Annotated in this window: 23 protein-coding genes; 16 read left to right on the top strand and 7 right to left on the bottom strand. The window is 57.0% G+C overall.

Features of this window, described 5'->3' with window-relative positions; all coding sequences use genetic code 11:
- Positions 1 to 2 precede the first annotated feature (2 nt).
- From trpD to QOX26_RS07470, 6 genes are all read left to right on the top strand, one after another.
- Positions 3 to 1019, top strand: a complete 1017-nt coding sequence (trpD, locus tag QOX26_RS07495; RefSeq protein WP_283674354.1) for an anthranilate phosphoribosyltransferase — start codon at positions 3 to 5, stop codon at positions 1017 to 1019.
- A complete protein-coding gene (gene trpC / locus QOX26_RS07490; RefSeq protein WP_283674353.1) occupies positions 1016 to 1798 on the top strand; it encodes an indole-3-glycerol phosphate synthase TrpC in 783 nt (260 codons plus the stop codon). Before trpD ends, trpC begins: the two co-directional genes overlap by 4 nt.
- Positions 1795 to 2406 carry a phosphoribosylanthranilate isomerase gene (locus tag QOX26_RS07485; protein ID WP_283674352.1) on the top strand — a complete coding sequence of 204 codons (612 nt, stop codon included), beginning with the start codon at positions 1795 to 1797 and terminating at the stop codon, positions 2404 to 2406. The genes trpC and QOX26_RS07485 overlap by 4 nt, the downstream gene beginning before the upstream one ends.
- Positions 2403 to 3587 (top strand): tryptophan synthase subunit beta, encoded by a 1185-nt coding sequence (trpB, locus tag QOX26_RS07480; protein ID WP_283674351.1) that lies wholly within the window; start codon positions 2403 to 2405, stop codon positions 3585 to 3587. Before QOX26_RS07485 ends, trpB begins: the two co-directional genes overlap by 4 nt.
- Positions 3580 to 4353 carry a tryptophan synthase subunit alpha gene (trpA, locus tag QOX26_RS07475; RefSeq protein ID WP_283674350.1) on the top strand — a complete coding sequence of 258 codons (774 nt, stop codon included), beginning with the start codon at positions 3580 to 3582 and terminating at the stop codon, positions 4351 to 4353. The genes trpB and trpA overlap by 8 nt, the downstream gene beginning before the upstream one ends.
- Before the next feature lie 69 nt (positions 4354 to 4422).
- On the top strand, positions 4423 to 4923 hold the full coding sequence (locus QOX26_RS07470) for a GerMN domain-containing protein (RefSeq protein WP_283674349.1): 501 nt from the start codon (positions 4423 to 4425) through the stop codon (positions 4921 to 4923).
- A 36-nt stretch (positions 4924 to 4959) separates the two neighbouring features.
- On the opposite strand, the gene QOX26_RS07465 is transcribed toward QOX26_RS07470, so the two are convergent.
- The gene (locus QOX26_RS07465; RefSeq protein ID WP_283674348.1) at positions 4960 to 5397 is read right to left on the bottom strand and encodes a NifB/NifX family molybdenum-iron cluster-binding protein; all 438 of its coding nucleotides are present in this window, start codon (positions 5395 to 5397) and stop codon (positions 4960 to 4962) included.
- Positions 5394 to 6212 carry an Mrp/NBP35 family ATP-binding protein gene (locus tag QOX26_RS07460; protein ID WP_283674347.1) on the bottom strand — a complete coding sequence of 273 codons (819 nt, stop codon included), beginning with the start codon at positions 6210 to 6212 and terminating at the stop codon, positions 5394 to 5396. Before QOX26_RS07460 ends, QOX26_RS07465 begins: the two co-directional genes overlap by 4 nt.
- Before the next feature lie 100 nt (positions 6213 to 6312).
- On the opposite strand from QOX26_RS07460, the gene QOX26_RS07455 reads away from it, so the two are divergent.
- Positions 6313 to 6813, top strand: coding sequence for a superoxide dismutase family protein (locus tag QOX26_RS07455; RefSeq protein WP_283674346.1), 501 nt, complete (start codon positions 6313 to 6315; stop codon positions 6811 to 6813).
- Positions 6814 to 6819: 6 nt separating this feature from the next.
- Here the strand turns inward: QOX26_RS07455 and QOX26_RS07450 are convergent, their stop codons facing one another.
- From QOX26_RS07450 to QOX26_RS07440, 3 genes are all read right to left on the bottom strand, one after another.
- Positions 6820 to 7743: a DUF7916 family protein gene (locus QOX26_RS07450; protein WP_283674345.1), complete on the bottom strand. Its 924-nt coding sequence runs from the start codon at positions 7741 to 7743 to the stop codon at positions 6820 to 6822.
- A 1163-nt stretch (positions 7744 to 8906) separates the two neighbouring features.
- Positions 8907 to 9899 (bottom strand): ATP-binding protein, encoded by a 993-nt coding sequence (locus tag QOX26_RS07445; RefSeq protein ID WP_283674344.1) that lies wholly within the window; start codon positions 9897 to 9899, stop codon positions 8907 to 8909.
- 3 nt (positions 9900 to 9902) lie between these two features.
- The gene (locus QOX26_RS07440) at positions 9903 to 10835 is read right to left on the bottom strand and encodes a DnaD domain-containing protein (protein WP_283674343.1); all 933 of its coding nucleotides are present in this window, start codon (positions 10833 to 10835) and stop codon (positions 9903 to 9905) included.
- Between the two features lie 204 nt (positions 10836 to 11039).
- Between QOX26_RS07440 and QOX26_RS07435 the strand changes: the two genes are divergently transcribed.
- The 6 genes from QOX26_RS07435 (at position 11040) to QOX26_RS07410 (ending at position 17299) form a co-directional block, all read left to right on the top strand.
- Entirely contained in the window at positions 11040 to 12284 is a 1245-nt protein-coding gene (locus QOX26_RS07435) for a DapH/DapD/GlmU-related protein (protein ID WP_283674342.1), read from the top strand.
- 117 nt (positions 12285 to 12401) lie between these two features.
- Entirely contained in the window at positions 12402 to 13361 is a 960-nt protein-coding gene (locus QOX26_RS07430; protein ID WP_283674341.1) for a ribose-phosphate pyrophosphokinase, read from the top strand.
- 69 nt (positions 13362 to 13430) lie between these two features.
- The gene (locus QOX26_RS07425) at positions 13431 to 14213 is read left to right on the top strand and encodes a TIGR00282 family metallophosphoesterase (RefSeq protein WP_283674340.1); all 783 of its coding nucleotides are present in this window, start codon (positions 13431 to 13433) and stop codon (positions 14211 to 14213) included.
- A gap of 75 nt (positions 14214 to 14288) precedes the next feature.
- Positions 14289 to 15470, top strand: coding sequence for a metallophosphoesterase (locus QOX26_RS07420; protein ID WP_283674339.1), 1182 nt, complete (start codon positions 14289 to 14291; stop codon positions 15468 to 15470).
- A 96-nt stretch (positions 15471 to 15566) separates the two neighbouring features.
- A complete protein-coding gene (locus QOX26_RS07415; RefSeq protein ID WP_283674338.1) occupies positions 15567 to 16424 on the top strand; it encodes a hypothetical protein in 858 nt (285 codons plus the stop codon).
- A 2-nt stretch (positions 16425 to 16426) separates the two neighbouring features.
- Positions 16427 to 17299 carry a PstS family phosphate ABC transporter substrate-binding protein gene (locus QOX26_RS07410; protein WP_283674337.1) on the top strand — a complete coding sequence of 291 codons (873 nt, stop codon included), beginning with the start codon at positions 16427 to 16429 and terminating at the stop codon, positions 17297 to 17299.
- 45 nt (positions 17300 to 17344) lie between these two features.
- Here QOX26_RS07410 and QOX26_RS07405 read toward each other — a convergent pair whose 3' ends face one another.
- Both QOX26_RS07405 and QOX26_RS07400 read right to left on the bottom strand, forming a co-directional pair.
- Positions 17345 to 18598, bottom strand: a complete 1254-nt coding sequence (locus QOX26_RS07405; RefSeq protein ID WP_283674488.1) for a DUF4317 domain-containing protein — start codon at positions 18596 to 18598, stop codon at positions 17345 to 17347.
- A 119-nt stretch (positions 18599 to 18717) separates the two neighbouring features.
- A complete protein-coding gene (locus QOX26_RS07400) occupies positions 18718 to 19770 on the bottom strand; it encodes a LacI family DNA-binding transcriptional regulator (protein WP_283674336.1) in 1053 nt (350 codons plus the stop codon).
- A 311-nt stretch (positions 19771 to 20081) separates the two neighbouring features.
- Between QOX26_RS07400 and QOX26_RS07395 the strand changes: the two genes are divergently transcribed.
- The 3 genes from QOX26_RS07395 (at position 20082) to QOX26_RS07385 (ending at position 23129) form a co-directional block, all read left to right on the top strand.
- Positions 20082 to 20951, top strand: coding sequence for a sugar phosphate isomerase/epimerase family protein (locus QOX26_RS07395; RefSeq protein ID WP_283674335.1), 870 nt, complete (start codon positions 20082 to 20084; stop codon positions 20949 to 20951).
- A 27-nt stretch (positions 20952 to 20978) separates the two neighbouring features.
- Positions 20979 to 22010, top strand: coding sequence for an inositol 2-dehydrogenase (gene iolG, locus QOX26_RS07390; RefSeq protein ID WP_283674334.1), 1032 nt, complete (start codon positions 20979 to 20981; stop codon positions 22008 to 22010).
- Positions 22011 to 22106: 96 nt separating this feature from the next.
- Positions 22107 to 23129, top strand: a complete 1023-nt coding sequence (locus QOX26_RS07385; RefSeq protein WP_283674333.1) for a substrate-binding domain-containing protein — start codon at positions 22107 to 22109, stop codon at positions 23127 to 23129.
- Positions 23130 to 23286 lie beyond the last annotated feature (157 nt).

The raw sequence follows: 23286 nt of genomic DNA, 5'->3' as shown, positions 1-23286 counted from the left end.
ATATGATGCATCAAGCGATTCACGAGGCCATCAACGGCCGAAATCTGGACTATCACGTCGCCCGCGCGGCGATGGAGCAGATGATGGAGGGCACGGCGAGCGAGGTCGAAATGGCGACGCTGCTGACCGCCCTGCGCATGAAGGGCGAGACCATTACCGAAATCACGGCCTGCGCCGAGGTCATGCGCGAAAAGGGCGCGCACATCGAGCCGAAGGGCGCGGTGATGGACATTGTCGGCACGGGCGGGGACGAGGTTGGCTCGTTCAATATTTCGACCACGGCAGCCTTTGTCGCGGCGGCGGGCGGCGTGCCGATTGCAAAGCACGGCAATCGTTCGGTCTCTTCAAAATCGGGCGCAGCTGATGTGCTCGAGCAGCTGGGCGTGGTGCTCAACCTTTCACCCGCGCAGAACGAGCGTGTGCTTGCCGAGACAGGCATCTGCTTCCTCTTTGCGCAGGGGTATCACAAGTCGATGAAGAACGTGGCTCCCGTGCGCAAGGGCATGGGTGAGCGCACGCTGTTCAACGTGCTCGGGCCTCTGTCCAACCCTGCGCGGGCGACGATGCAGCTGCTGGGCGTTTACGACCCCAAACTTGTCGAGCCGATGGCGAAGGTGCTGTCCAACCTCGGCGTGACGCGTGGTATGGTCGTCTGCGGCAACGGCATGGACGAGGCGAGCCTGCTCGGTGAAAACAAGGCGTGCGAAATCCGCTTCGGGGAGCTCAAAGAGTATTCGTTTACGCCCGAGGATTTGGGCCTTGCACGCTGCACGGTGGATGAGCTGCGCGGCGGCAGTCCGGCGGACAACGCGCAGATTACGCGCGATGTACTTTCGGGCAGGGAACAGGGCGCAAAGCGGGACATTATCCTGCTCAACGCGGGTATTGCGCTGTATTTGGGAATTGATGGCCTGCAGCTGACCGACGGCATCGCCCGCGCGGCGGAGCTGATAGACAGTGGCGCGGCCTACCGAAAGCTTGAGCAGTTTATCGCGGCAACACAGGAGGCGGCACAATGATTTTAGAGCAGCTGGCCGATTATGCCCGCATTCGTGCAAAGCAGGCGAAATTCGTCATGCCGGAGGCGCGGCTTCGCGCGCGTGCCGAAAGCCTGCCGCGCGGCAATTTCCGCTTTGAAAAGGCGCTTGCCGGCAAGGAAATGGCGTTCATCTGCGAGGTCAAGAAAGCGTCACCCTCCAAGGGCATCATCGACCCGACGTTTGACTATCTGTCCATCGCCCTGCAATATGAGGAGGCGGGTGCAGACTGCCTTTCGGTGCTGACCGAGCCAAAGTGGTTTCTCGGCTCGGACGATATTTTTCGCGCCATTCGCACCGTGACCGATCTGCCGATGATCCGCAAGGATTTTACCGTAGATCCATATCAGATTTATGAGGCCAAGGTGATGGGCGCGGACGCAGTGCTGCTGATTTGCGCGCTGCTGGATACCGATACCCTGCGCGAGTACCTCACGCTCTGCGATGAACTGGGGCTGTCCGCACTGGTCGAAGCGCATGACGAAAGCGAACTCGCGTCCGCAGTCGAGGCGGGAGCGCGGCTGATTGGCGTGAACAACCGCAATTTGAAGGATTTCACGGTGGATTTGCAAAATGCGGCGCGGCTGCGGGAAAAAGCGCCTGAAAATATTGTATTTGTCGCGGAAAGCGGCATCGCATCGCCGCAGGATGCGAAAAAACTGCGTCAGGCGGGTGCAGACGCAGCGCTCGTGGGCGAATACCTGATGCGAGCATCGGACAAGGAACTGGCGCTCGCCGGACTGCGGGAGGCGACGAAATGAAGCTGAAATTCTGCGGCCTGACCCGCCCCGCCGATATTGATGCGGCAAATCAGGCGCATCCCGATTACATCGGCTTTGTATTCGCGCCGAGCCGCCGTCGCGTCAGCGATGTGCAGGCCGACCAGCTCCGCGCCCGTCTGCATCCGTCCATCCGCGCGGTTGGTGTGTTTGTTAACGACCGCATTGAGCATATTGCGTCGCTCGTGGAAAACGGGGTAATCGACGCGGTGCAGCTGCACGGCGGCGAGGATGCCGAATACATCCGCGAGCTGCGGCGGCAGACATCGGCGGCCGTCATCCGTGCGGTGCGCGTCAGCAGTCGGGAGGATGTTGAGCATGCTCAGCACCTGCCGGTACAGTATCTGCTGTTTGACACGTTCTCTGAGCAGGCTCAGGGCGGAACGGGGCAGGTGTTTGACTGGTCGATGCTAGAGGGTGCGGAAAAACCTTTTTTCCTCGCAGGAGGAATTGATGAGAGCAATATTCCCCGTGCACTGGAAACGGGCGCGTTTGCACTCGATCTTTCGAGCGGTATCGAAACAAACGGCGTGAAGGACGCCGAAAAAATGCGCCGAATCGCGCAGATGGTAAGGAGTTATGCGAAATGAGCAAGGGACGCTTTGGAATCCATGGCGGTCAGTACATGCCCGAAACGCTGATGAATGCGGTTATCGAGCTGGAACAGGCCTATGAGCATTATAAAAACGACCCGGAATTCAACCGAGAACTGGACGCACTGCTGAATGACTACGCAAACCGTCCGTCGCGCCTGTATTACGCCGCGCGTATGACGCGCGATTTGGGCGGCGCAAAAATCTACCTCAAGCGTGAGGATTTGAACCATACGGGCGCGCACAAAATCAATAACGTGCTCGGTCAGGTGCTGCTTGCCAAGAAAATGGGCAAAACGCGCGTCATCGCCGAAACCGGCGCGGGACAGCACGGCGTGGCGACCGCGACAGCGGCAGCGCTGATGGATTTGGAGTGCGAGGTGTTCATGGGGCGTGAGGACACCGAGCGGCAGGCGCTCAACGTCTACCGTATGCGCCTGCTGGGTGCGAAGGTGCACCCGGTCGACAGCGGCACGGCGACCCTCAAGGACGCGGTGAGCGAAACGATGCGCGAGTGGACCTCCCGCATCGAGGACACGCATTATGTGCTCGGCTCGTGCATGGGGCCGCACCCGTTTCCGACCATTGTGCGCGATTTTCAGGCGGTCATCTCGAAGGAAATCCGGCAGCAGTGTCTGGAAAAGGAAGGCAGGCTGCCCGATGTGGTCATGGCCTGCGTGGGTGGCGGCTCGAACGCCATTGGTGCATTTTATCACTTCATTGAGGACGAGGGCGTGCGTCTGATTGGCTGTGAGGCGGCAGGGCGCGGCGTGCATACCGCGGAAACCGCCGCGACCATTGCAACCGGCAGGCTCGGCATATTCCACGGTATGAAGAGCTATTTCTGCCAGGATGAATACGGGCAGATTGCGCCCGTTTACTCCATCTCAGCCGGACTGGACTACCCCGGCATCGGCCCTGAGCATGCTCATCTGCACGACATCGGCCGTGCCGAATACGTGCCTGTGACCGATGACGAGGCGGTCGAGGCGTTCGAATACCTCAGCCGGATGGAGGGCATCATTCCGGCAATTGAGTCGGCGCACGCGGTCGCGCACGCAATGAAAATCGCGCCGCAGATGGGCAAGGATCAAATCATCGTTATCAACATTTCGGGACGAGGCGACAAGGACTGCGCCGCCATCGCGCGTTACCGCGGGGAGGATCTCCATGAGTAAAATTGCAGCGGCCTTTGCCCACGGCAAGGCCTTCATTCCGTTTGTCACCTGTGGCGATCCGTCGCTCGATGTGACCGAGCAGCTTGTGTATGCCATGGCCGACGCGGGTGCGGATTTAATTGAGCTGGGCATTCCGTTTTCCGATCCGACCGCTGAGGGGCCGGTCATTCAGGCCGCCAATGTGCGCGCGCTTGCGGGCGGCGTGACGACTGACAAAATTTTCGACATGGTGCGCCGCATTCGCCAAAAGACGCAGATTCCGATGGTTTTCATGACCTATGCCAACGTTGTGTTCTCCTACGGCTCGGAAAAGTTCATTTCCACCGCGGCTGAAATCGGTATGGACGGCTTGATTCTGCCCGATTTGCCGTTTGAAGAGAAGGATGAATTTAATCCGCTGTGCAGGCAGTACAGCCTTGACCTGATTTCGCTCATCGCACCAACCTCGCACGAGCGGATTGCGATGATTGCAAAGGAGGCGGCGGGCTTTGTATACTGCGTGTCCTCGCTTGGTGTGACCGGCATGCGGTCGAACATTGCGACCGACATCGGCGGGATGGTTGACCTCGTGCGCCGCTCGACCGATGTGCCGTGCGCGGTCGGCTTTGGCATTTCGACCCCGGAGCAGGCGGCAAAGATGGCCGCCGTTTCGGACGGTGCAATCGTCGGCTCGGCGATTGTAAAGCTTTGTGAAGCCTATGGCGCGGATTGTGTGCCGCAGGTGAAAGAATATGTCCAAAGCATGAAGAATGCTGTAAATGGTTAAAATAACGGAACAACCGTTGTGTCATGTTCGTATATATGGTAAGATAAGGATAGAGAGGAGGCGTTTTTTATGAAGAAACGTACTTGGAGTATTGTGTTGATTGTCATTGTGGCCGTCGCAGCCTGTGTCGGTATTTACTTTACCAGCCGTCCCACCACACCTGTGGAGCCGACTCCGCCGGTGGTGGAACCCGGAACGAGTACCTCGGTTGTACTGTATGTACCGGATGAGACGGTGGAAACGCTGACCCCGGTCGGCGCGGAGGTCGCGGATGATTCCGATCAGGCGCTGGTTGACGCGCTTGTCGAGGCGAACGCTCTGCCTGCAGGCTGTGAAATACAGTCTTCGAAGGAAGCGGAAGGCGTGCTGACGCTTGACATGAATGTGGTGTACGGAAATGCTGTCCGTTCAAGCGGCACGGCGGGGGAAACCATGTTGGTTTACTCGCTGGTCAACACCTTTATCCAGGCGCGCGGCGTGGACAAGGTGATGATTACGATTGACGGCGGTCTGCTGGAAACCGGCCACGCGGTGTATGACACGCCGCTCGAAATGGATTACACGAGTTAACACAAAAAAGCCCTGCCGTAAGGCAGGGCTTTTTTATTATGCTTTTTCTTCGGGAATCTGCTTGAGGACTTCAATGGGTCCGCAGCCGGCGCATTTGCCGCAGTCGTGCATGCAGGCCATCGGATCATCGGGATCTTCCTCACGGGCAAGCTCGAGAATCGAGGGGTCGCCCTGACTCTCGCCGACGATGAACTTGGCAACGGCTTCCTCCGCCGAGCCTTCACAACCGGGCACGAGCAGCACGCCAATCATCTCAAGCGCGTTGCGTGCGGCGAAGCCGAGCGATCCGCAGATGAGCACATCGACCTTCTCCGCGCTCATCAGCTTGAGCACGGCGGCGTGTCCGTCTCCGGTGCAGGAAACAAGGCGCTTGCCTGTCGGCACACCTTCCTCGACCGTTACAATCAGAAAGGAAGTGCACTTGCCAAGATGGTCGCAGACGCTGCCATCCTGATAGGATACTGCAATGTTCATAATAAACCCTCCAGTACATGCATCACGTTTGAAAGCGCGTCAGGCAGCTTGGCGTCCTCCAGTTTGCCTGCGTCGACCGCGGCGGCAAGGCTGGGATCAAGCGGCAGCTGCGCGAGCACGTCAATCTCATACTGTGCGGCAACTTCATGGATTTTGCTGTGGCCGAAGACCTCGATCTTCTTGCCGCAGTCCGGGCAGGCGAGATAGCTGTAGTTTTCGACTACGCCGATGAGCGGAATGTCCATCATCTTAGCCATCTTAACCGCCTTGCCGACGATCATCGAGACCAAATCCTGCGGCGAGGTGACGACAAGAATGCCGTCCACCGGGAGTGACTGGAACACGGTCAGCGGCACGTCGCCCGTACCGGGAGGCATGTCCACAAACAGGAAGTCGACCTCGTCCCAGACGACGTCCGACCAGAACTGCTTGACGGTTTCGGCGATAATCGGCCCGCGGTAGATGACCGGGTCATCCTCGTTCGGCAGCACAAGGTTGATGGAAACCATCTGCACGCCGCCCTCCGAGCGAGAGGGCAGGATGCCGTCCTCGCAGGCGTCGAGGTGGCCGTGCACCCCGAAGGTTTTGGGAATCGAGGGGCCGGTGATGTCGGCATCGAGCACGCCGCAGGAATAGCCGCGCCGCGTCAGACCGACCGCAAGTGACGAGGTCAGCAGGCTTTTGCCGACGCCGCCCTTGCCGGAGACAATGCCGATGACTTTTTTCACGTTCGATTTTGGGTTTGCAGCGACTTTCAGGCTTTTCTCGCCGCCGCAGTTCGACGAACAGGATTCGCAGTTGTGCGAGCATCCCATGGAAAACAACTCCTTACTTTGGTAACACTATTTGTTAGTATACCGCATCTGTGGCGCATTATCAAGCGTTCGCATAAGCTGTTTTACGGAGGGAATTGCAATGAAACAGTTAGGTTCACAGTATTTTGCGAGCGTGATTCAGACCGGCCTGCCCGATGCGGCGGCGGTGATGACCGGCTCGCCCAAATATCCGCGCCTACAGGGCACGGTATCTTTTTATCAAACGCCGTTCGGGGTGCTGGTAACGGCAGCGGTGCGGCATTTGCCCATTTCGTTTGGCAAATGCGTACATCCCGTCTTCGCCCTGCACATTCATGAAGGCGCGAACTGCACGGGCACGCCGGCATTTCAGGACGCGGGCGGACACTTTAATCCCAACGGCTGCGAGCATCCGGCTCACGCGGGCGATTTGCCGCCGCTGTTTGCCGACCGCACCGGCTTTGCATGGATGGGCGTGCTGACCGACCGCTTCCGCGTGGAGGATGTGATGGGCCGCACGGTGATTATCCACAGCGGTGTGGATGATTTCACCAGCCAGCCTGCGGGCAACGCGGGTGAGCGCATCGCCTGCGGCATGATTACACCGACCAAGCGGATGTGACCGCTATCAGCGGTTAATCGACTGCGCCATACGGTGATAGGTGTGCCGCACGCCGCGAACGGCGACGGAGTAGGCGAAAATGTTTTCGGGCAGCGCCATGCCGCCGTACCCCGCGTCACCGAGGTGATGCACGTCCGCCCCTGCCATTTTGCATTGTAGGGCAATCTGCCGGATGGTCGCGGTGTCCGCGCCCTCCTGCGAGGTGCCGATGGCGGTCATGGCGAGCGCGTTTCTGGTGTGCGCCGCACGGATGAGCGTACGCGCGTATTCGGTTGTGATGCCGGGCACAGTGCCTGGTGCGGGCAGCAGAATGATGTCCGCACCCGCGTCGAGAAAGGCGTTTACGTCGGACACGGTGAGGATGTTCTCGCCGCCCTCGCTCGGCACACCTGCCGCGTGCATTTTACCTGCCGCAAGAATCACACGGTCGCCGACACAGGCTTTGAACACGCGCAGCGTGTCCAGAATCGCGTCGTTTGACACGCCGATGCCGGGATTTCCGGTCAGCAGGATGAAATCAACACCCATATCGGCGGCGCGCACAGCGTTTTCGGCGGTCGCCCGGCGTCCCTCGGTCAGCGCCCACATGGGGTCGGTGTCGACTTCGCTTGTGCGATTGACCGGTTCAAGGTTGATGCCGATTGGCCGTCCGGTCAGGCGCTTGAGCGTGCGCACCGTGTCCTCGGGCGCACAGGGCGGCAGTGCGTGAATAACGGGGTGCTGCACGTCGAACATATTAAGCAGCAGCAGGTCGGCGCCCTGCGAGGCCGCAAACTCGGCGTTGGTCACGTCGCCCAGCATGGGCTGTAGCGTGCCGATGGTTTCGCAGGCGATGACGCGGCCCTCGCTGTTGGCGATTGCGTGCAGCAGGTCATCCCGTCCGAGCGCAGTTATGTCACTTGCCGCGCAGGAGAGTAATCGTTTTGCCATTTGTGTCTTCTCCTTTTTTTCAGCTTTCGGTTATAGTATACACGCTTTTTCATAAAACAGAAAGGATTCCTGCACCGTTGGGGGAAACGGGCAGGAATCCTTTCAGGTTGTCGAGTAAAAAGGGGAAATACAAAAGAGAAATTTTCGGCTGTATCAACCGGGATGAGCGATTCCCTTGTTGATGGTCTTATTATACCGCGGCGGCGCGGGCAATGTGTGAACAGATTTTAAAGCGCTTGTGAAAGAATTGTATCATCAAAACAGAAGGCCATCAAACGAGAGCCGCCCGATCCGTTGGGGGAAACGGATCGGGCGGCTTTCAGTTCATTTCACAAAAAAGGGGGAAAAGAGAAATAGAAAAAGATCGGTAGGCTGTGTCAGTATTGGGTTTGCGGTTCCCTTGCTGACATACTCAGTATAACCGCATTTTACGCATAATGTGTGAACAGTTTTTGAAGGACTTGTGAAAGAATTGTATCGACTGTTTTCATGTGTCAAAACGGAATCATCCCCCGGCTCGTGGGGGAAACGAACCGGGGGATGATTCATGCATTCATTTCACAAAAAAGGGGGGGTAAAAGAGAAATAAAAGATCGATAGACTGTACCAGCTTGGGCTTGCGGCTTCCCTTGCTGATGTATTTAGTATACCGTGGTTTGCTGCATAATGTGTGAACAGTTTTTGAAGGACTTGTGAAAGAATTGTATCAACTGTTTTTATGCGCAAAAACGGAATAAGCCCCCGATTCGTGGGGGAAACGAACCGGGGACTTACTCATTCATTTCACAAAAAAGGGGGTAAAAGAGAAATAAAAGATCGGTAGGCTGCGCCAGTTCGGGTTTGCGGCTTCCCTTGCTGACATACTCAGTATACCGCCGTTTTCCGCACAATGTGTGAACGCATTTTGAACAACCTGTGAAGGTTTTGTATCAGATCAAATGCGTCAAAAATCGACAGGAAAAACCCCGGAAACCGTGGGGGAACGGCTCCGGGGGTTTTCTGTTTCACAAAATAAAAGGGGGGTAAAAAGAGAAATAAAAGATCGGTAGGCTGTGCCGATTCGGGCTTGCGGCTTCCCTTGTCGACATCCTCAGTATACTCCGGACAAGCCCCTGATGTGTGAATAAAATTTGAACAGCTTGTGAAGCTTTTGTATCGGGCGGTCAGAGGCGTTTTTTCATCAGCCGGATGTCCTCACCGAAGAAGCGCAGCGGCAGAAATTCACCGAGCAGGCGGGAGGCGACGGCGGGCGAATATTTTTCCGAAAAGCTCTCCGGCAGCAGGTTTGTGTTGACAATCATCGGCCGGCGCGCCATCAGGCGGTTGTTGATGAGGTTGTAAAGCGCTGACACTGTGAAGGCGGTGCCCATTTCGGTGCCCATATCGTCGATGATGAGCAGCTCGGCGCGTTCATATCGCGCGGCGCGTTCGGCGGCCGCGGCGCCATCACCGTTGCCGAATTTGAGTGTCTCATAGGTTGCGACGATATTGATTGCCGTGTCATAGGCGACCGAAAAACCGCGCGCCGAGACCGCCTCGGCCACGCAGGTGGACAAAAATGTTTTGCCAAGACCGGTGGAACCGTACAGCAGCAGGTTGGGCGCGTGCGCGGTGAAGCTTTTGGCATATGCCCTGCATTCATCCAAATTGTATTCCATATTCTCACGCGGAGACACGCCGAGCCGCCCATCCGGACGGGTGGAATAAAGGTCGAGCCGGAAAGAATCGAAATTCTGGTCATGAATGGGCAGCACGCTCGAAAGCTGTTCGGATAGCAGCCGCGCGTAACGCTCCTTGATGCAGGCGCACACCGCGCTGCCGACGTAGCCCGAATCACCGCAAAGCGGGCAGAAGGGTTTATCTGTTAAATAATCCGCGGGCAGTCCGGCGTCACGCAGTAGGGCGGCACGTTCCTTTTGCAGGCCGAGGTTTTCCTCACGCAGGCGCTCGATTGCGGCGGTCGGATCGTCGCCCGACTCCAGTGCGGCCTTGAGCACGCCTGCCGCCGTCATCGACAGCCGGCGGTCAATGGCACGTATGCGCGGCAGCTCGGCATAGACCGAACGGCGGCGCTCTTCCAGCGCTTCGGCGCGGGCGGTGCGCTCACGCTCCAGCTCACGCCGAGCGGCGGACAGAATTTTTTTATCGTATGCCATGCGTTACTCCTCTTTGCGTCGATGGCCTTTGACACGCGCGGCCCAATCCTGCTCCCACTGGGACAGGGTGGCCGGATCGGTCGGCGCGGACTGCGTCTGGCCGACGGCGGTGCGGGTCTCGGGTTCGAGTGCTGTGATTTCGCTGACCGTATGTACACCCTTTTCATCCCAGCGCCGCAGGATGCCAAGCGTATAATCCAAGCTGTGACGGCCTTGCTTTTTATCGGTTCGGCCGACCGCGAGTTCAACGGCCTCGGATGGGAAGCCGTGCGACAGGGCGAAGGCACACACGCGCTGTTCCTTGGGCGCGGGCGACTCGGGATCGGCGCCGAGCGCACGGTAAATTGCGGCAGAAAGCGGTTTTTCATTGGTTTTGCGGGCAAGATAGGCTTGCGCGTCCTTTGCGGAATAAATGCCCATATCCGCCCAGGCGTAAGTTTCGCGCCGAATGTCGCTGAGCCGCACCATGCCTTTTTCGTTTTTCAGCCACGCAAGCAGCTCGATGATGGCCTCAGCCGACAGTCCCAGATGATCATAGGCGGTCAGCAGACAGCGAAGCTGTCCCTCGGTCAGTGTGCGGCCGAGCGTTTCCTCCGCCATTTGGCAGACGGCGGAAAACTTGTGGTCATCGATGCGGGCGCGGCGCAGCTCGTCAGGCGTGTAGGCGGGCGCATCGGGCTTGTCCGCAGAAGGCTCGGCGGAGGCCGCGGGCGCGGTCAGGCTGTTTAGGGTGAAAACAGCACGCTCGTAGCGGTCGTGGGACAGGTGCAGCGTGCGCTGGACGGTTTTTTCGTCCGCACTGTCGCCGTGGCGCAGGATATAAAGATAAAGAAGGGCAGCGTCACCGTCGGAAACGGCAATGAGCTTGTCCAGCGTGTCGCAGCGCGCCACGCGCAGCTCGCCCTCGGGCAGCAGCACGGAGGTAAGAGACATCATATGTTCCTTTCTGGAAATTAATACACAATATAAAGCAAATCACATTCAGTTTGTATCTATGATTATACCTTGCGCTTTAAAAAGACGCAAGGGGTGGTAGAATTTTATCAAAAATGCTAATGCAATTTGGCGTATAATCCTGTATAATGATTTTATTACTGATAATGCGGGCGCATGCGCCCAAAGCGAACGGAAGGGAACCGAATGAAAAACGTGATTGCTGCCATTGTCGGCGGCCTGTTTGACGAGGGCGGCGTATCCGCCTTTGCCCGCCCCGTGCTGTTCGGCACGGCGGGCGATGTTGTGGTAAGCGCCTTGCCCGATGCGGTGGAGGCGTGCTATTTTGCCCATGACGACCGTGAGTCCGGTCTTGCCGGTGCCGAAAGCCTGAAGCTTTGCGAAGGCCGCTTTGCCGCGCTCGCCGCACTGCCCGCATGCGCGCAGGTGCTGGTACTGGCCGCGCCCTTTGCTCTTGCGGAGGAGGATGCGCTCAATCATCTGCTCGAAAGCCATGCCGCAGCCGGCTACGGTGTGAGCGTGCTGGTTGCAGAGCAGCAGGGCTACGACGCAGAAGGGCAGCCCATTCCGGCGGATAAGACCTGCCTTGCTGCAGTTTTCACCGGTGAAATGCTGCGTGCAGCAGTTGAGGCGAATGCAGATACGCTCGATGCACTGGTCGCCGCAGCCGTTGCGGCAGGTGCACAGAAGGGCGTTGCCGTCACCAACGAAATCGTGGAAATCTGCGACGGTGCTTCGGCTTACGTCGCACAGCTTGCCGTGCGCAGCCGTATTAACTTCGGTCTGATTGCACAGGGCGTGCAGATTTTTGATCCCGACCATACCTATATCGCGCCCGACGCGAAAATCGCGCCCGGTGCGACCATCCTGCCCGGCTGCCATATCCGTCCCGGCTGTGAGGTCGGTGCGGGCGCAGTCATCGGCCCGAACTCCATTTTGGAAAAGGCTGTAATCGGCGCGGGTACAACGGTCAACAACTCGCAGGTCTATGAATCGACCGTGGGCAAAAACGTTACGGTCGGTCCGTTTGCTTATATCCGTCCGCAGTGCGTTGTGGGCGACGGCTGCCGCATCGGCGATTTCGTCGAGCTGAAGAAGTCGACCATCGGCAACGGCACCAAGGTTTCGCACCTGACCTACATCGGCGACGCAACGGTTGGCGAGCGCGTCAATTTCGGCTGCGGCACGGTTGTGGTCAACTATGATGGGTATCATAAGTATCAGACCGTCATCGGCGACGACTGCTTCATCGGCTGCAACACCAATCTGGTGTCTCCGGTCAGCCTCGGCGACCGCGCCTTTACCGCCGCCGGCACGACGGTGACCAAGGACGTGCCCGACGGTGCGCTTGCAGTTGCCCGTGCTCGTCAGACCACGCTGGACGGCTGGAATGACAAGCGCCGCGCCGCACATGAGCAGGAAAAGAAGTAAATCACCTGCCGGTGCAGCTTATTTTGTAGCTCTGATTGGAACAGCGGTTTCAATCAAATTATGTAATAGATACAGACTATCGAACACATACTGAAACATACGGAGGGGAAAACCTAAATGATTTCTCACGGTAAAAACATCAAGATCTTTTCCGGCAACTCGCATCCGGCGCTTGCGATGCAAATCGCTTCTGCCCTCGGTCTGCCGATTGGCAAGTCAACCATCTCGACTTTTGCAGACGGTGAGATCTCGGTTTCAATCATGGAGTCGGTGCGCGGATCTGACGTGTTCCTCGTGCAGTCGACCAGTGAACCGGTCAACAACAACCTGATGGAGCTGCTGATTATGATCGACTCCTGCAAGCGTGCTTCGGCGGGCCGTATCACTGCGGTTATGCCGTATTTCGGCTACGCGCGTCAGGATCGCAAGAGCAAGGCGCGTGACCCGATTTCGGCAAAGCTCGTCGCGGATTTGATCACTGCCGCCGGCGCGGACCGCGTGCTGACCATGGATTTGCACGCCGCGCAGATTCAGGGCTTCTTCAACATCCCTGTGGATATGATGATGGGCTCTTCGGTGCTCATCCCCTACGTTGCCGGCAAGTTCGGCGTGGGTGCGGACGATTTGATCGTCGTTTCACCCGATTTGGGTTCGGTTGCCCGTGCGCGTAAATTCACAGAAAAGCTTGATCTTAAGCTTGCTATTGTGGACAAGCGTCGCCCCAAGGCCAACGTGTCCGAGGTTATGAACATCATCGGCGACGTGCGCGGCAAGAAGTGCATTCTGGTCGACGACCTGATTGACACCGCAGGCACGCTCTGCCACGCGGCTGAGGCGCTGATTGAAAAGGGCGGCGCGACCGAGGTGTACGCCTGCGCGACCCACGGCGTGCTCTCCGGCCCTGCAATCGAGCGCATCGAGAAGAGCCCGATTCGTGAATTGGCGCTGCTCGATACCATCCCGCTGCCGAGCGAGAAAAAGCTGGACAAGATTAAGGTTCTGTCTACCGCGCCTGTCTTTACCGAGGCAATCGCGCGCATTTACGAGGAAGTTTCGGTTTCCACGCTGTTCGATTAAAAGAGTCTGTTGCAAAGGGCTGCTGCAAAGGATGCAGCAGCCCTTTTTGTTTGTTAGAAAGAGGTTTATATGAAGATTTTAGCAGTTGGCGATATTGTGGGAGAGGCCGGACTGGACACCTTGCACGCGCTGCTTCGTCGTTTAAAGCGGACGCATGAGGTCGATTTCACGGTCGTCAACGGCGAGAACGCTGCGGGGCGCGGACTGACGCCGCAGCAGGCGGAGGAAATGTTCGATGCAGGTGCGGATGTGGTGACGCTCGGCAACCACACGTTCCAAAAACGGCAGATCGTTCCCTATTTGGAGGAAACGCCCTACATTCTCCGCCCGGCAAACCTTGCACCGCAGACGCCAGGGCACGGCTTCGGCATATTTGACGGGCCGCAGGGCGCGCGCATTCTGGTAATGAACCTCATTGGCCGCTGTGATATGCAGTATGGGCCGGATAATCCGTTTCTGTGCGCCGATCGGATTCTGAAGGAGGCACAGGGAAAGTACGATATTGCACTGTGCGATTTTCATGCCAATGCCACAAGCGAAAAGCTGGCCATGGGGTATTATCTGGACGGCCGCTTCGCCGCTGTCTGGGGCACGCACACCCATGTACAAACGGCGGACGAGCGCGTCAATCCCAAGGGAACCGGGTATATCACCGACATCGGCATGACAGGGCCGACCGTGTCAGTGCTGGGCGTGTGCCCGGAGCAGTCGATTGCCATGTTCCGGGGGGATTTGACCGAGTATTTTAAAACCGCGCCCGGCGAATGCGCACTGTCCGGTGCGGTGTTTGAGGTGGAGCGAAACGGCATTTGCCGGTCGGTCACACGGATTTTTGAACGGTTCGCGCGCTGATGAACGGCGAAGTGCCTGCCTGCGCCCGCAGTATGGGTGCAGGCAGCTTCGCAGACGGAAGGGACGATAAATTCTATGCTTGCCATTATTTTAGCGCCTCTGTACATATTGCTCAATGTTTATTTGGCGCGGTGGGTGCTGCGATGGACGGGCGCGTGCCATCACCTGTTCGGCACGCGGGTGTTCCGCATCCTCTTTGTCGCGGTGTATGCCTTCGCATCGACAACGCCGCTGACCTCATTCCTCGTCCGCTCTCCCGCATGGCTGCGCCGCCTGCTCGGGCAAATCAGCAATTACTGGTTTGGATGGATGCTCTATCTTATTTTGACGGTTTTGCTGACCGAGGGGATGCTGTACCTGATTCGCCGTGCACGGCATAAGGATTTTGTGCAAATGCAGCGTGTGCGGCAGGTGCAGGGCGGCATCGTGCTGGCGGTGATGTGCGCGGTCTGCCTGTATGGCATGGGGCATGCCAAAACGCTGTATCAGACCGAATACAATGTGGCGATTGACAAGCAGGGTGAGGACATGACCATTGCGCTGCTCGCGGATTTACATATGGGTTACAGCACCGATCCGGCGTACATGGAAAAGACCGTACAGGCGGTAAACGCGATGCAGCCGGATTTGATTGTCTTTGCGGGTGATATTTTTGACAACCAATATGAGGCGATTCCCGAGCCGGAACGACTGATTCAGGCTTTTTCTGCGATGAAAAGCACCTATGGCGCATATGCCTGCTGGGGCAACCACGATGTGTCCGAGCCGATTCTGGCAGGCTTTACATGGAATATCGAGAACGAAAATAAGGACGATGTGCGTATGCACGACTTTTTGACCCGGGCAGGCATCACTCTGCTGACAGACGAGCGGCTGACGCTTTCGAATGGGATGCAGATTGTCGGGCGCAAGGATCCGTCGTGGGCGCAGAAAACCGGCGGCGGCCGTATGTCGCCGGATGAAATTCTGGAAGGACTGGACGAGAACGCGCCGATTCTCGTGATAGACCATCAGCCGCGGCAGCTGCAGGAGTTGGCCGCGGCGGGCGCAGACCTTGATTTGTCCGGGCATACGCATGATGGGCAGATGTTCCCGGGCAATCTTGCGATTCGGCTCCTGTGGGAGAATGCCTGTGGGCATATTGAGGTCGGGAAGATGCATTCGGTCGTCACGTCAGGCGTAGGCATCTGGGGGCCTGACATGCGTGTGGGCACAAAAAGCGAGATCGTTCGAATCAATCTGCGCTGTACAGGATAATGGGGAGCACCCGCCGGGCATTCGGCGGGTGTTTTGCTTTGCTCGGTTGTATTTGCAGGAAAAATATGATATAAGAGAGGCAGAGGAGGGGATTACATGCGAAGGTTCGGAATAGGAATTTTGCTGACGGTGCTGCTGTTAGCGGGCTGCTCCGGCACGCTGCCGGCGCAGACACAGGAGCCGTCCGCGGCTGCGGACACAACGCGGTATGCGGTTTATTATCAGCCGGGCACCAACGCGTCAAGTGTCGTGTCTGCGGATGGATATATCGTTTTGCCGCTGGATACCAGAGAAAAGGATGTTGTGACCGATGAAAACGGGAATTTGCAGTACATTATGGCACAAAAGCTTGAAACGCAGGGAGCAGAACAGAACATTTCCTTCAGCTGCTATAACGGGCAGGGAGAACTGCTGAGCGAGGTCGGCCTGCCTGCCTGTCAGGGAACAACCGTCCGTGCAGGGCTGATTAACCGTGGCGCACCGATCGAGCAGCTGCGGTATTTCTGTGCGACGGACAGTGGATTTGCCGTTTATAACGGTCAGGCGGAATCTCTGCTCACCCTGCCAACCGGCGACTGCTGGACGCAGGCGGTAGGAGAAGGCTTGATGTTCCTTACCTATTCGGTAGAAGACGAGCAGACAAACGAATACACACAGTACGGAGAACTGTACACACTGGATGGAGTGCGGGTTGCAACCGAGCGAGCGTACACCTGGAGTTACAGCAGCGAGGAGAGCAAATCAGGCTGCTTTGCGCTGGCCTATTGGCAGGGCGATCAGCAGTGGTACGACCTGTTTTCACCCGACGGTAAGCTGCTTATTCGCGACCTGCGCAATGTTTCGGCGATTTACAGCGATCGAATTGTATGCGAGCGCGGGTTTTCGTATGGCGTAATGGATTTGAAGGGTAACTGGATTGTCAGCGAAAGCACCTTTGGAGGATGGGAGGACTAACGATGAAACGATTGCTTGCAGTACTGATGCTGCTTTGCCTGACGGCATGTGCACCAGCGGGCGGGGAAGCCGCAAAGCCGATTCTTACTGCGGACGAATACCCCCGCGTGGACGGCTCAACGGCAAATTTGCCCATGATGGCGGCCATTCGCGCGAAGACAACCGGGGTTTCACAGGAGGAGGCCGAGGCGGTCACGACCTGCCGCAAGACATCCGAGGCTTGGCTGGGGTTGGCCAACGGCGTGTCCGATTTACTGCTTGTTTACGAGGCAAGCGAAGGGACGAAGGAGGAGCTTGCGCAGATTGGTACAGAACTCGTCACAACTCCAATCGGGCGGGATGCGCTGGTGTTCATCGTCAATGCGGATAACCCGGTGCAGAGTCTGACGCAGGCACAGCTGACTGATATTTATACCGGAAAGCTGACAAACTGGAAGCAGGTAGGCGGCAGCGATTTGCCGATTATCGCTTTTCAGCGGCCGGAAGCAAGCGGCAGCCAGAGCCTGTTTATCAAGCTGCTGATGGGCGATACAAAGCCGATGGACGCGCCGACAGAGCTGCGGCCAACCGAAATGGGCGGTCTGATTGACGAGCTGGCATCCTATGATAATTCACAGAACGCACTGGGGTACTCGGTGTTCTATTACGCATCTTATATGTATGAGCAGCCCGGCCTGCGTTTTGTCGCGGTGGACGGTGTGCTGCCATCAGACGAAACCATCGCGGACGGCAGCTATCCGCTGCTGAACGAATACTATTTGGTCACCCGTGCGGACACGCCGGAGGACAGTCCGACGGCAAAGCTGCGCGACTGGATTTTGTCCGACGAGGGCAGGGAGACAATCCGACAGGCTGGCTATATTCCGCTGGACTAAGGCATAATACAAAAAATCCGCTCATTTGAGCGGATTTTCCTTTGCTTATAATTCGGCACTGACCCCATTGATGCTCGCGGATTCTCCGTTTGCAAGCGGGATTACCAAGCATTTCTGGCCGTCAATCATCTGCGTTTTGATCTGTTCTGCCTTTTCGTCCGGCACTTTGAGCACAATTGCGGCGTCGTCACCGGCAGTCTCGTCTGCCCACGGCGCATCGCCGTCCTGTTCGGCATCGACCTTCTCGGCAAGCTGCTGCTTGAGAGTCGAGACCTGCTGCTCAAGCTCAATCGTGCGCATGCGCTGCGCGCTCGCCGCAATCAGCTTGCTGTCCAGAAGATTCTGCGCGGTAGGGGGTACTTCACCGAACTCGCGTGTGTAGGAACGCTCGATTTCCTGCTTGATTTCGTCGGGCATCTCGACCTCTGCAATCACGCCGGATACCGCGGCGGCGGTCAGCTCAACGGGCGGCAGGTTCTCATCCTCCTCCGATTCGGCAACCATGTCGTTCAGGCTGCGCTGAATGCGGATGAACGCGGCGTCGGCCTGCTCGTCCTCTTCGCCGAACGCGTCCTTGACGATGGATTCAAACGCGGCCTTTTCCTCGGTCGCGGTGCGCTGCACCTCGCAGCCGAGCACACTGCGGATGAATTCGGGGTGAGATTCCTTCGCGTTTTTCACGTAGTACATCACGGCGTGCGTGTCGCTGCCGCGGTCGGAAAACGCGGGATAGACAAAGCCGAGGTCGGGCGCGCCGACAATCCAGTCGCGCTCGCGCACGCCGATGCGGTTTTCGTCTTCGCGATAGCCGAGTCCGGGCTTGGACAACTCAACCGGGCAGACCGCACAAATCATATATTCGTAGATTTCCTCGGATTCGTCCAGCTTGGAACGGTCGGTCGTGCGGGTCATGACATCGTAAACGTCATGGAAGGTCAAAATTAAGTAGTTGCCGGGGTAGATGTAGTTTTCGATAATCTGCTCATACAGACGGTCGAGCAGATCGGGATTTTGCAGCTTGCTGCCCTTGAGTGTCAGCAGAAACTGCTGGCGTTCCGCCGCATCGTCGGTGCGTTCAAATTCCAACTCAAGCAGGTTGTTGCCGAGCGTGCCGGAGAGCGCCTTTTTGGCAATTTCGAGGTACTTGTAAAACTCATCCTCCTCCAAATCGAGAAAGGGCTCGCCGAATTTGAGCACGACCTGCTTGCCGCTGTTAACATAGCAGCCGCACATCCGGCTGAAGGTGCATTCCGTTTTTTTGAGACGGCGTCTCAGCTCAAGGACGTCGCGCTTTGTGATGTTCATTTTCATTTTCCTTTCGCCATACGCAGTTGTGGTACAGAGATAAGTATAATATATTCGCCTTGCCCTGTGCAAGCGAAAATGTCGCACGAGGGCGAGAAAAAGTGTGCGTCCGTTTATTCGATGATGGTATCGAGATTGCAGCGGAACTTGATTTGGATTTCGGTAAAATAATCGCGCCGCTTGGGTGAGCGGTGCTTCACCAAATACTGATACAGCAGCCGCAGCGGCAGAGAACCCTGCGTTTTTACATCTTGACCGATTGCAAAATCCACCACGCCTGCGCGAATCATCTGCAAATTATCGTGCGTCAGGTCGTGCACTACGACGTGCACTTTTTGATGCAGGCAAGCCTTTTGCAGCGCACGGTATACGCCGCTGCGTCCGACGGTAGAAATGTAAATGCCGGAGATATCGGGCATGGATTCCAGCATACGCGCGGTGATGCGCTCGGCCAGCAGGTGATCGAGAAAGCAGTATTCGGGCGGCATGACCTCAATCTGCGGGAAATTTTGCTCCATTTCGCCGAGAAAGCCGGTAAAGCGCTGGCTGTCTGCATAGTGACCGTTGCGCTGACCGATGATGGGAAGAATGCGTCCGCTGCCGCCGAGTGCCATGCCCATCAGTGCGCCGGCTGCGCGTCCGCAGGCCAAATTGTTCGGCCCGACATAGGCAAGGCGTGCGCTGTCGGGGATGTCGGTGTTGAGTGTCACGACCGGAATGCCGCTGTGCATGGAAAGGCTGTTGATGCGGTCGCGCACCAAGTCGCTTGCCAGCGGCATCAGGGCCAGTCCGTCGATGCGTTCAAGCTGAACGAGCTCTTCAATCAGCGTCAACTGATGATGTACGTCCATGTCATCCATCGGCCGTATGAGGACTTCGACCCCGAGCGGGGCCATATCGGCGGCGGTGCGGTGGAGCAGTCCAATCAGCATTTGGACAAACTCGGTGGTTGCCGAGTGCAGCACCACGCCCAGACGCAGCGGGCGCGCGGGGGCATCGTCGGACTTGTCGGCGGCGTGGCGCGATACGTAGCCCATCAGCTGCGCGGTTTTCTGGATTTGTTCGGCAACATCGGGACGAATTCCTTTTTTGCCATGCAGCGCACGATCGACCGTGCCGCGGGATACGCCGCAGGCGTCTGCAATCTGCTGCAGCGTTACTGCCATGTCGTTCAGCTCCTTGCTTTGTAATGTTGTTCATTATAGCACACTGCACGCAAAAATAGTAGGCTTGCACGTGCAGAAACGAAAAAATGCACGTGCAAAATCAAAAATATAGTCAAAATAAACAAAAAAAGCGAGAGCAAATATGCACTGAATTACAATAGTGTGCACGTGAAAATGATTATTGAGCGATTTCCTTGCGCACGGATACTGCACGTGGTATGGTTGTTGCAGATAAAGAACGAACGCGTTCGAAGACACAGCACAGCAGGACGCGCAGCATATGGTTTGACAGTTTAAAAGGAGCGTTATGTATGAAAATCGGATTTAATGAAGCAAACGACCGATTCTGCAAGGGACATTCGGTCATGAAGGATTTGGAACTGTGCGAGGCCAACGGCTTTGACTGCATTGACATCCAGTCCGAGTGCCTTGACCGCGATTTGGAAGCCGGTCGGGTGACATTGGAGGAGCTGGGCGCATGGTTTTGCACACATCGCCTGAAAATGCTCAGCTACAATGCGCTGTGCTTCTTTAATATGAAGCAGACGCAGGCGGAGAAGGAGGAAGTCATGGCGAAGCTGGACGAAATCATCCGCCGCTGCAACATCCTTGACTGCAAAATGATTGTCGTTGTCCCCTCCAAGGACATGGCCGAGCGCGGCCTGCAGCCGACCCGTGCCGAGATTCGTGCAGACGCGGTTGCTGTGCTGCGTGAGATGCTCAAGAAGGTTGAGCCGTATGGCATTCGACTTTCGCTTGAGTTCTGCGGCGAGCCGGCAATGACCATCAATCGCTTTGAAGACGCTTACGCGATTGTGGAGGAAGTCAATTCTCCACTGGTTGGCGTGACGCTCGATCAGTACCACTTCTATGCAATGGGCAGCAGCTGGGAAGCGCTCGAAAAGGCGGACGGCAAGAAAATCTTCGTCTGGCACTTAAACGGCGCGGAAGACATGCCTTGCGGTGCACCGTATAACAACGACGAGAAGCGGCTGTGGCCGGGTGCGGAGGGCGACTGCCTGGAGCATAAGCGTTACGCCGAAACGCTGCGTAAGATTGGTTTCGACGGCGACTGCTGCACGATTGAAATTTTCCGTCCCGCGTATTATGAAATGACGCAGGAGGAAAACGTGAAAAAATCGGCTGAGGTCACCCGCGCGCATGTTGAAAAGTACTGCTGAACAAGGAATCGAAAAGGAGAATATATCATGGCAAACCTAAAAATCGGCGTTGTCGGCTGCGGCCGCATCGGCAAATTACATATTAACAATCTGATCAATGCCGTTCCGGGCGTTGAGGTTATCGCAGCGGCTGACCCGATGCTTGACAAGTCGGGCGCACGTGAGTGGCTGGCCGAGCGCGGCATTGAGAACGTTTCGACCGACTTCATGGACGTGGTAAACAACCCCGAGGTCGATGTGGTGTTCGTCTGCTCGTCGACCGATACGCACTCGATGGTGTCGCTCGCCGCAGCAAACGCGGGCAAGCATGTGTTCTGCGAAAAGCCGGTCGACTACGATGTCGCGAAGATTCAAGAGGTCATCGCCGCAGTCGAGAAGAACGGCGTGAAGTTTCAGGTCGGCTTCAACCGCCGGTTTGACCACAACCACAAGGCGGTGGCCGACGCGGTCAAGGATGGCACGGTTGGCGAGCCGCACATAGTGATTGTTTCTTCGCGCGACCCCGAGCCGCCCCCGGCATCCTATGTTGCGGTTTCCGGCGGTATTTTCTACGATATGATGATTCACGACTTTGACATGGTGCGCTATGTAACGGGCTCGGAAGCGGTGGAGATTTCCGCTGTGGGCTCGTGTCTGGTCAACCCGAACCTGCAGGCAGAGTCGGGCATTCCGGATGTGGACACCGCGGTTGTTACAATGAAGATGGCAAACGGCTGCATCGCGGTCATCAATAATTCGCGTCAAGCGGTTTACGGCTATGACCAGCGCGTTGAGGTGTTCGGCTCGAAGGGCATGGCGTCCGACGGCAACGATTTGCTCAACACCACGACGGTTATGACCCGAGACGGGGCAAAGGGCGAGAAACCGCTGTGGTTCTTCCTCGAGCGCTACAACACCGCGTTTGTCGAGCAGGTTAAAAGCTTTGTTGACGCAATCGTCAGCGACAAGCCGGTTGCTGTCGGCGCGATCGACGGGCTGCGTCCGGTGCTGATGGCTGCCGCCGCAACCGAGTCTTGCCGTAGCGGCGGCGCGTGGGTCGAAGTGCCTGCAAACCTTTAAAACAGTATCCCCGCACGGTCAGGCATTTGCAGCATTTCAAATACCTGACCGTTTTCATTCAGGAGAAGATGAGAAAGAAGAAGGAGAGGACCCAAAATGAAAAAGAGACTGTTTGCAATGTTACTGGCGGGAACGATGATGGCAGGTATGCTGACCGGCTGCGGCGGCGGTGCGACCAATGGAGGTTCTGCGGATGGCACGACCGACGGCGGTGCCGCATCGGGCGAGAGCAAGAAGGTTACCCTCATCATGTCGCAGCGCGACGAGTGGCTCAGCGAAATGGAGGCAGGTGCGAAAAACAACTGCCCGAGCAATGTGAAACTGGAAACACAGGATGCGCAATCTGACGCGGCCAAGCAGCTGCAGTACATTGAAGCTGCCCGCAACGCAGGTGCGGACGCAATCATCATTAACCTCGTTGATCCGGAAACCGCGGTCGAGATGAAAGAAGCAGCAGGCGACTGCAAGGTTGTATTTGTCAACCGTTACCCGGCAGACACTTCGGTGTTTGATGAAAACTGCGTCTATGTTGGTTCGGATGAGGCAACTGCAGGACAGTTCCAAGGCGAATGGCTGGCCAAGTATTTTGCGGACAAGGGTCAGACGGATGTCAAGTATGTCCTGCTCAACGGTATTATGGGTCAGGTATCCACAACCAATCGTACCGCAGGCGTGCTGAAGGCACTCAAGGACGCCGGAATCAATGCAACCGAAGCAACCGCGCCGCTGGCTTGTGATTTTGACCGCGCCAAGGCGATGGATAAGTTTACTCCCCTCATCGGTTCGACCGAGTATGACTGCATCATCTCCAACAACGATTCAATGGCACTGGGTGTTATCGAAGCACTCGAGCAGAAGGGAATCGACCCTGCGGAGAAGGCGATTGTCGGTATCGACGCATCTAAGGACGGACGCCAGAGCGTCAAGGACGGCAAGTTGTCCATGACGGTGTTCCAGAATGCAATCGGACAGGGCAAGGGCTCGCTGATGGCAGCGATTAATCTGATCGACGGCAAGGACATTTCCGAAGGCACTGGCTATGAGAAGGACGACACCGGTTTTGTGCTGTGGGTACCGTTTGAGCCTGTCACCGCCGAGAATGTTGCGGATTACGACTGATTTTTCACGAATACAGGAGAAGGGAGCCGCACATGAGCTGCGGCTCCCTCCTGATAAGGCGTTCAATGAAGAAGGGGTGAGGGACAATGAGTGAAGAATACATCCTGGAAATGCATGATATTGTCAAGGAATTTCCGGGCGTGCGCGCACTCAAGGG

Source organism: Butyricicoccus sp. Marseille-Q5471 (assembly GCF_951230135.1).
In the GTDB taxonomy this organism is placed as follows: Bacteria; Bacillota; Clostridia; order Oscillospirales; family Butyricicoccaceae; genus Agathobaculum.
The sequence above is the reverse complement of the archived record's forward strand: the minus strand, read 5'-3'. Positions and strand labels throughout refer to the sequence as shown.

What these genes read in the sequence shown, in the direction of transcription:
- trpA (WP_283674350.1), top strand. Translation starts at nt 3,580, where the DNA reads ATGAGTAAAATTGCAGCGGCCTTTGCCCACGGCAAGGCCTTCATTCCG.
- QOX26_RS07425 (WP_283674340.1), top strand. Translation starts at nt 13,431, where the DNA reads ATGAAGATTTTAGCAGTTGGCGATATTGTGGGAGAGGCCGGACTGGAC.
- QOX26_RS07395 (WP_283674335.1), top strand. Translation starts at nt 20,082, where the DNA reads ATGAAAATCGGATTTAATGAAGCAAACGACCGATTCTGCAAGGGACAT.
- QOX26_RS07435 (WP_283674342.1), top strand. Translation starts at nt 11,040, where the DNA reads ATGAAAAACGTGATTGCTGCCATTGTCGGCGGCCTGTTTGACGAGGGC.
- QOX26_RS07485 (WP_283674352.1), top strand. Translation starts at nt 1,795, where the DNA reads ATGAAGCTGAAATTCTGCGGCCTGACCCGCCCCGCCGATATTGATGCG.
- QOX26_RS07470 (WP_283674349.1), top strand. Translation starts at nt 4,423, where the DNA reads ATGAAGAAACGTACTTGGAGTATTGTGTTGATTGTCATTGTGGCCGTC.
- QOX26_RS07455 (WP_283674346.1), top strand. Translation starts at nt 6,313, where the DNA reads ATGAAACAGTTAGGTTCACAGTATTTTGCGAGCGTGATTCAGACCGGC.
- trpD (WP_283674354.1), top strand. Translation starts at nt 3, where the DNA reads ATGATGCATCAAGCGATTCACGAGGCCATCAACGGCCGAAATCTGGAC.
- trpC (WP_283674353.1), top strand. Translation starts at nt 1,016, where the DNA reads ATGATTTTAGAGCAGCTGGCCGATTATGCCCGCATTCGTGCAAAGCAG.
- QOX26_RS07460 (WP_283674347.1), bottom strand. Translation starts at nt 6,212, where the DNA reads ATGGGATGCTCGCACAACTGCGAATCCTGTTCGTCGAACTGCGGCGGC.
- QOX26_RS07400 (WP_283674336.1), bottom strand. Translation starts at nt 19,770, where the DNA reads ATGGCAGTAACGCTGCAGCAGATTGCAGACGCCTGCGGCGTATCCCGC.
- QOX26_RS07385 (WP_283674333.1), top strand. Translation starts at nt 22,107, where the DNA reads ATGAAAAAGAGACTGTTTGCAATGTTACTGGCGGGAACGATGATGGCA.
- QOX26_RS07430 (WP_283674341.1), top strand. Translation starts at nt 12,402, where the DNA reads ATGATTTCTCACGGTAAAAACATCAAGATCTTTTCCGGCAACTCGCAT.
- QOX26_RS07410 (WP_283674337.1), top strand. Translation starts at nt 16,427, where the DNA reads ATGAAACGATTGCTTGCAGTACTGATGCTGCTTTGCCTGACGGCATGT.
- QOX26_RS07415 (WP_283674338.1), top strand. Translation starts at nt 15,567, where the DNA reads ATGCGAAGGTTCGGAATAGGAATTTTGCTGACGGTGCTGCTGTTAGCG.
- iolG (WP_283674334.1), top strand. Translation starts at nt 20,979, where the DNA reads ATGGCAAACCTAAAAATCGGCGTTGTCGGCTGCGGCCGCATCGGCAAA.
- QOX26_RS07450 (WP_283674345.1), bottom strand. Translation starts at nt 7,743, where the DNA reads ATGGCAAAACGATTACTCTCCTGCGCGGCAAGTGACATAACTGCGCTC.
- QOX26_RS07420 (WP_283674339.1), top strand. Translation starts at nt 14,289, where the DNA reads ATGCTTGCCATTATTTTAGCGCCTCTGTACATATTGCTCAATGTTTAT.
- QOX26_RS07445 (WP_283674344.1), bottom strand. Translation starts at nt 9,899, where the DNA reads ATGGCATACGATAAAAAAATTCTGTCCGCCGCTCGGCGTGAGCTGGAG.
- trpB (WP_283674351.1), top strand. Translation starts at nt 2,403, where the DNA reads ATGAGCAAGGGACGCTTTGGAATCCATGGCGGTCAGTACATGCCCGAA.
- QOX26_RS07440 (WP_283674343.1), bottom strand. Translation starts at nt 10,835, where the DNA reads ATGATGTCTCTTACCTCCGTGCTGCTGCCCGAGGGCGAGCTGCGCGTG.
- QOX26_RS07465 (WP_283674348.1), bottom strand. Translation starts at nt 5,397, where the DNA reads ATGAACATTGCAGTATCCTATCAGGATGGCAGCGTCTGCGACCATCTT.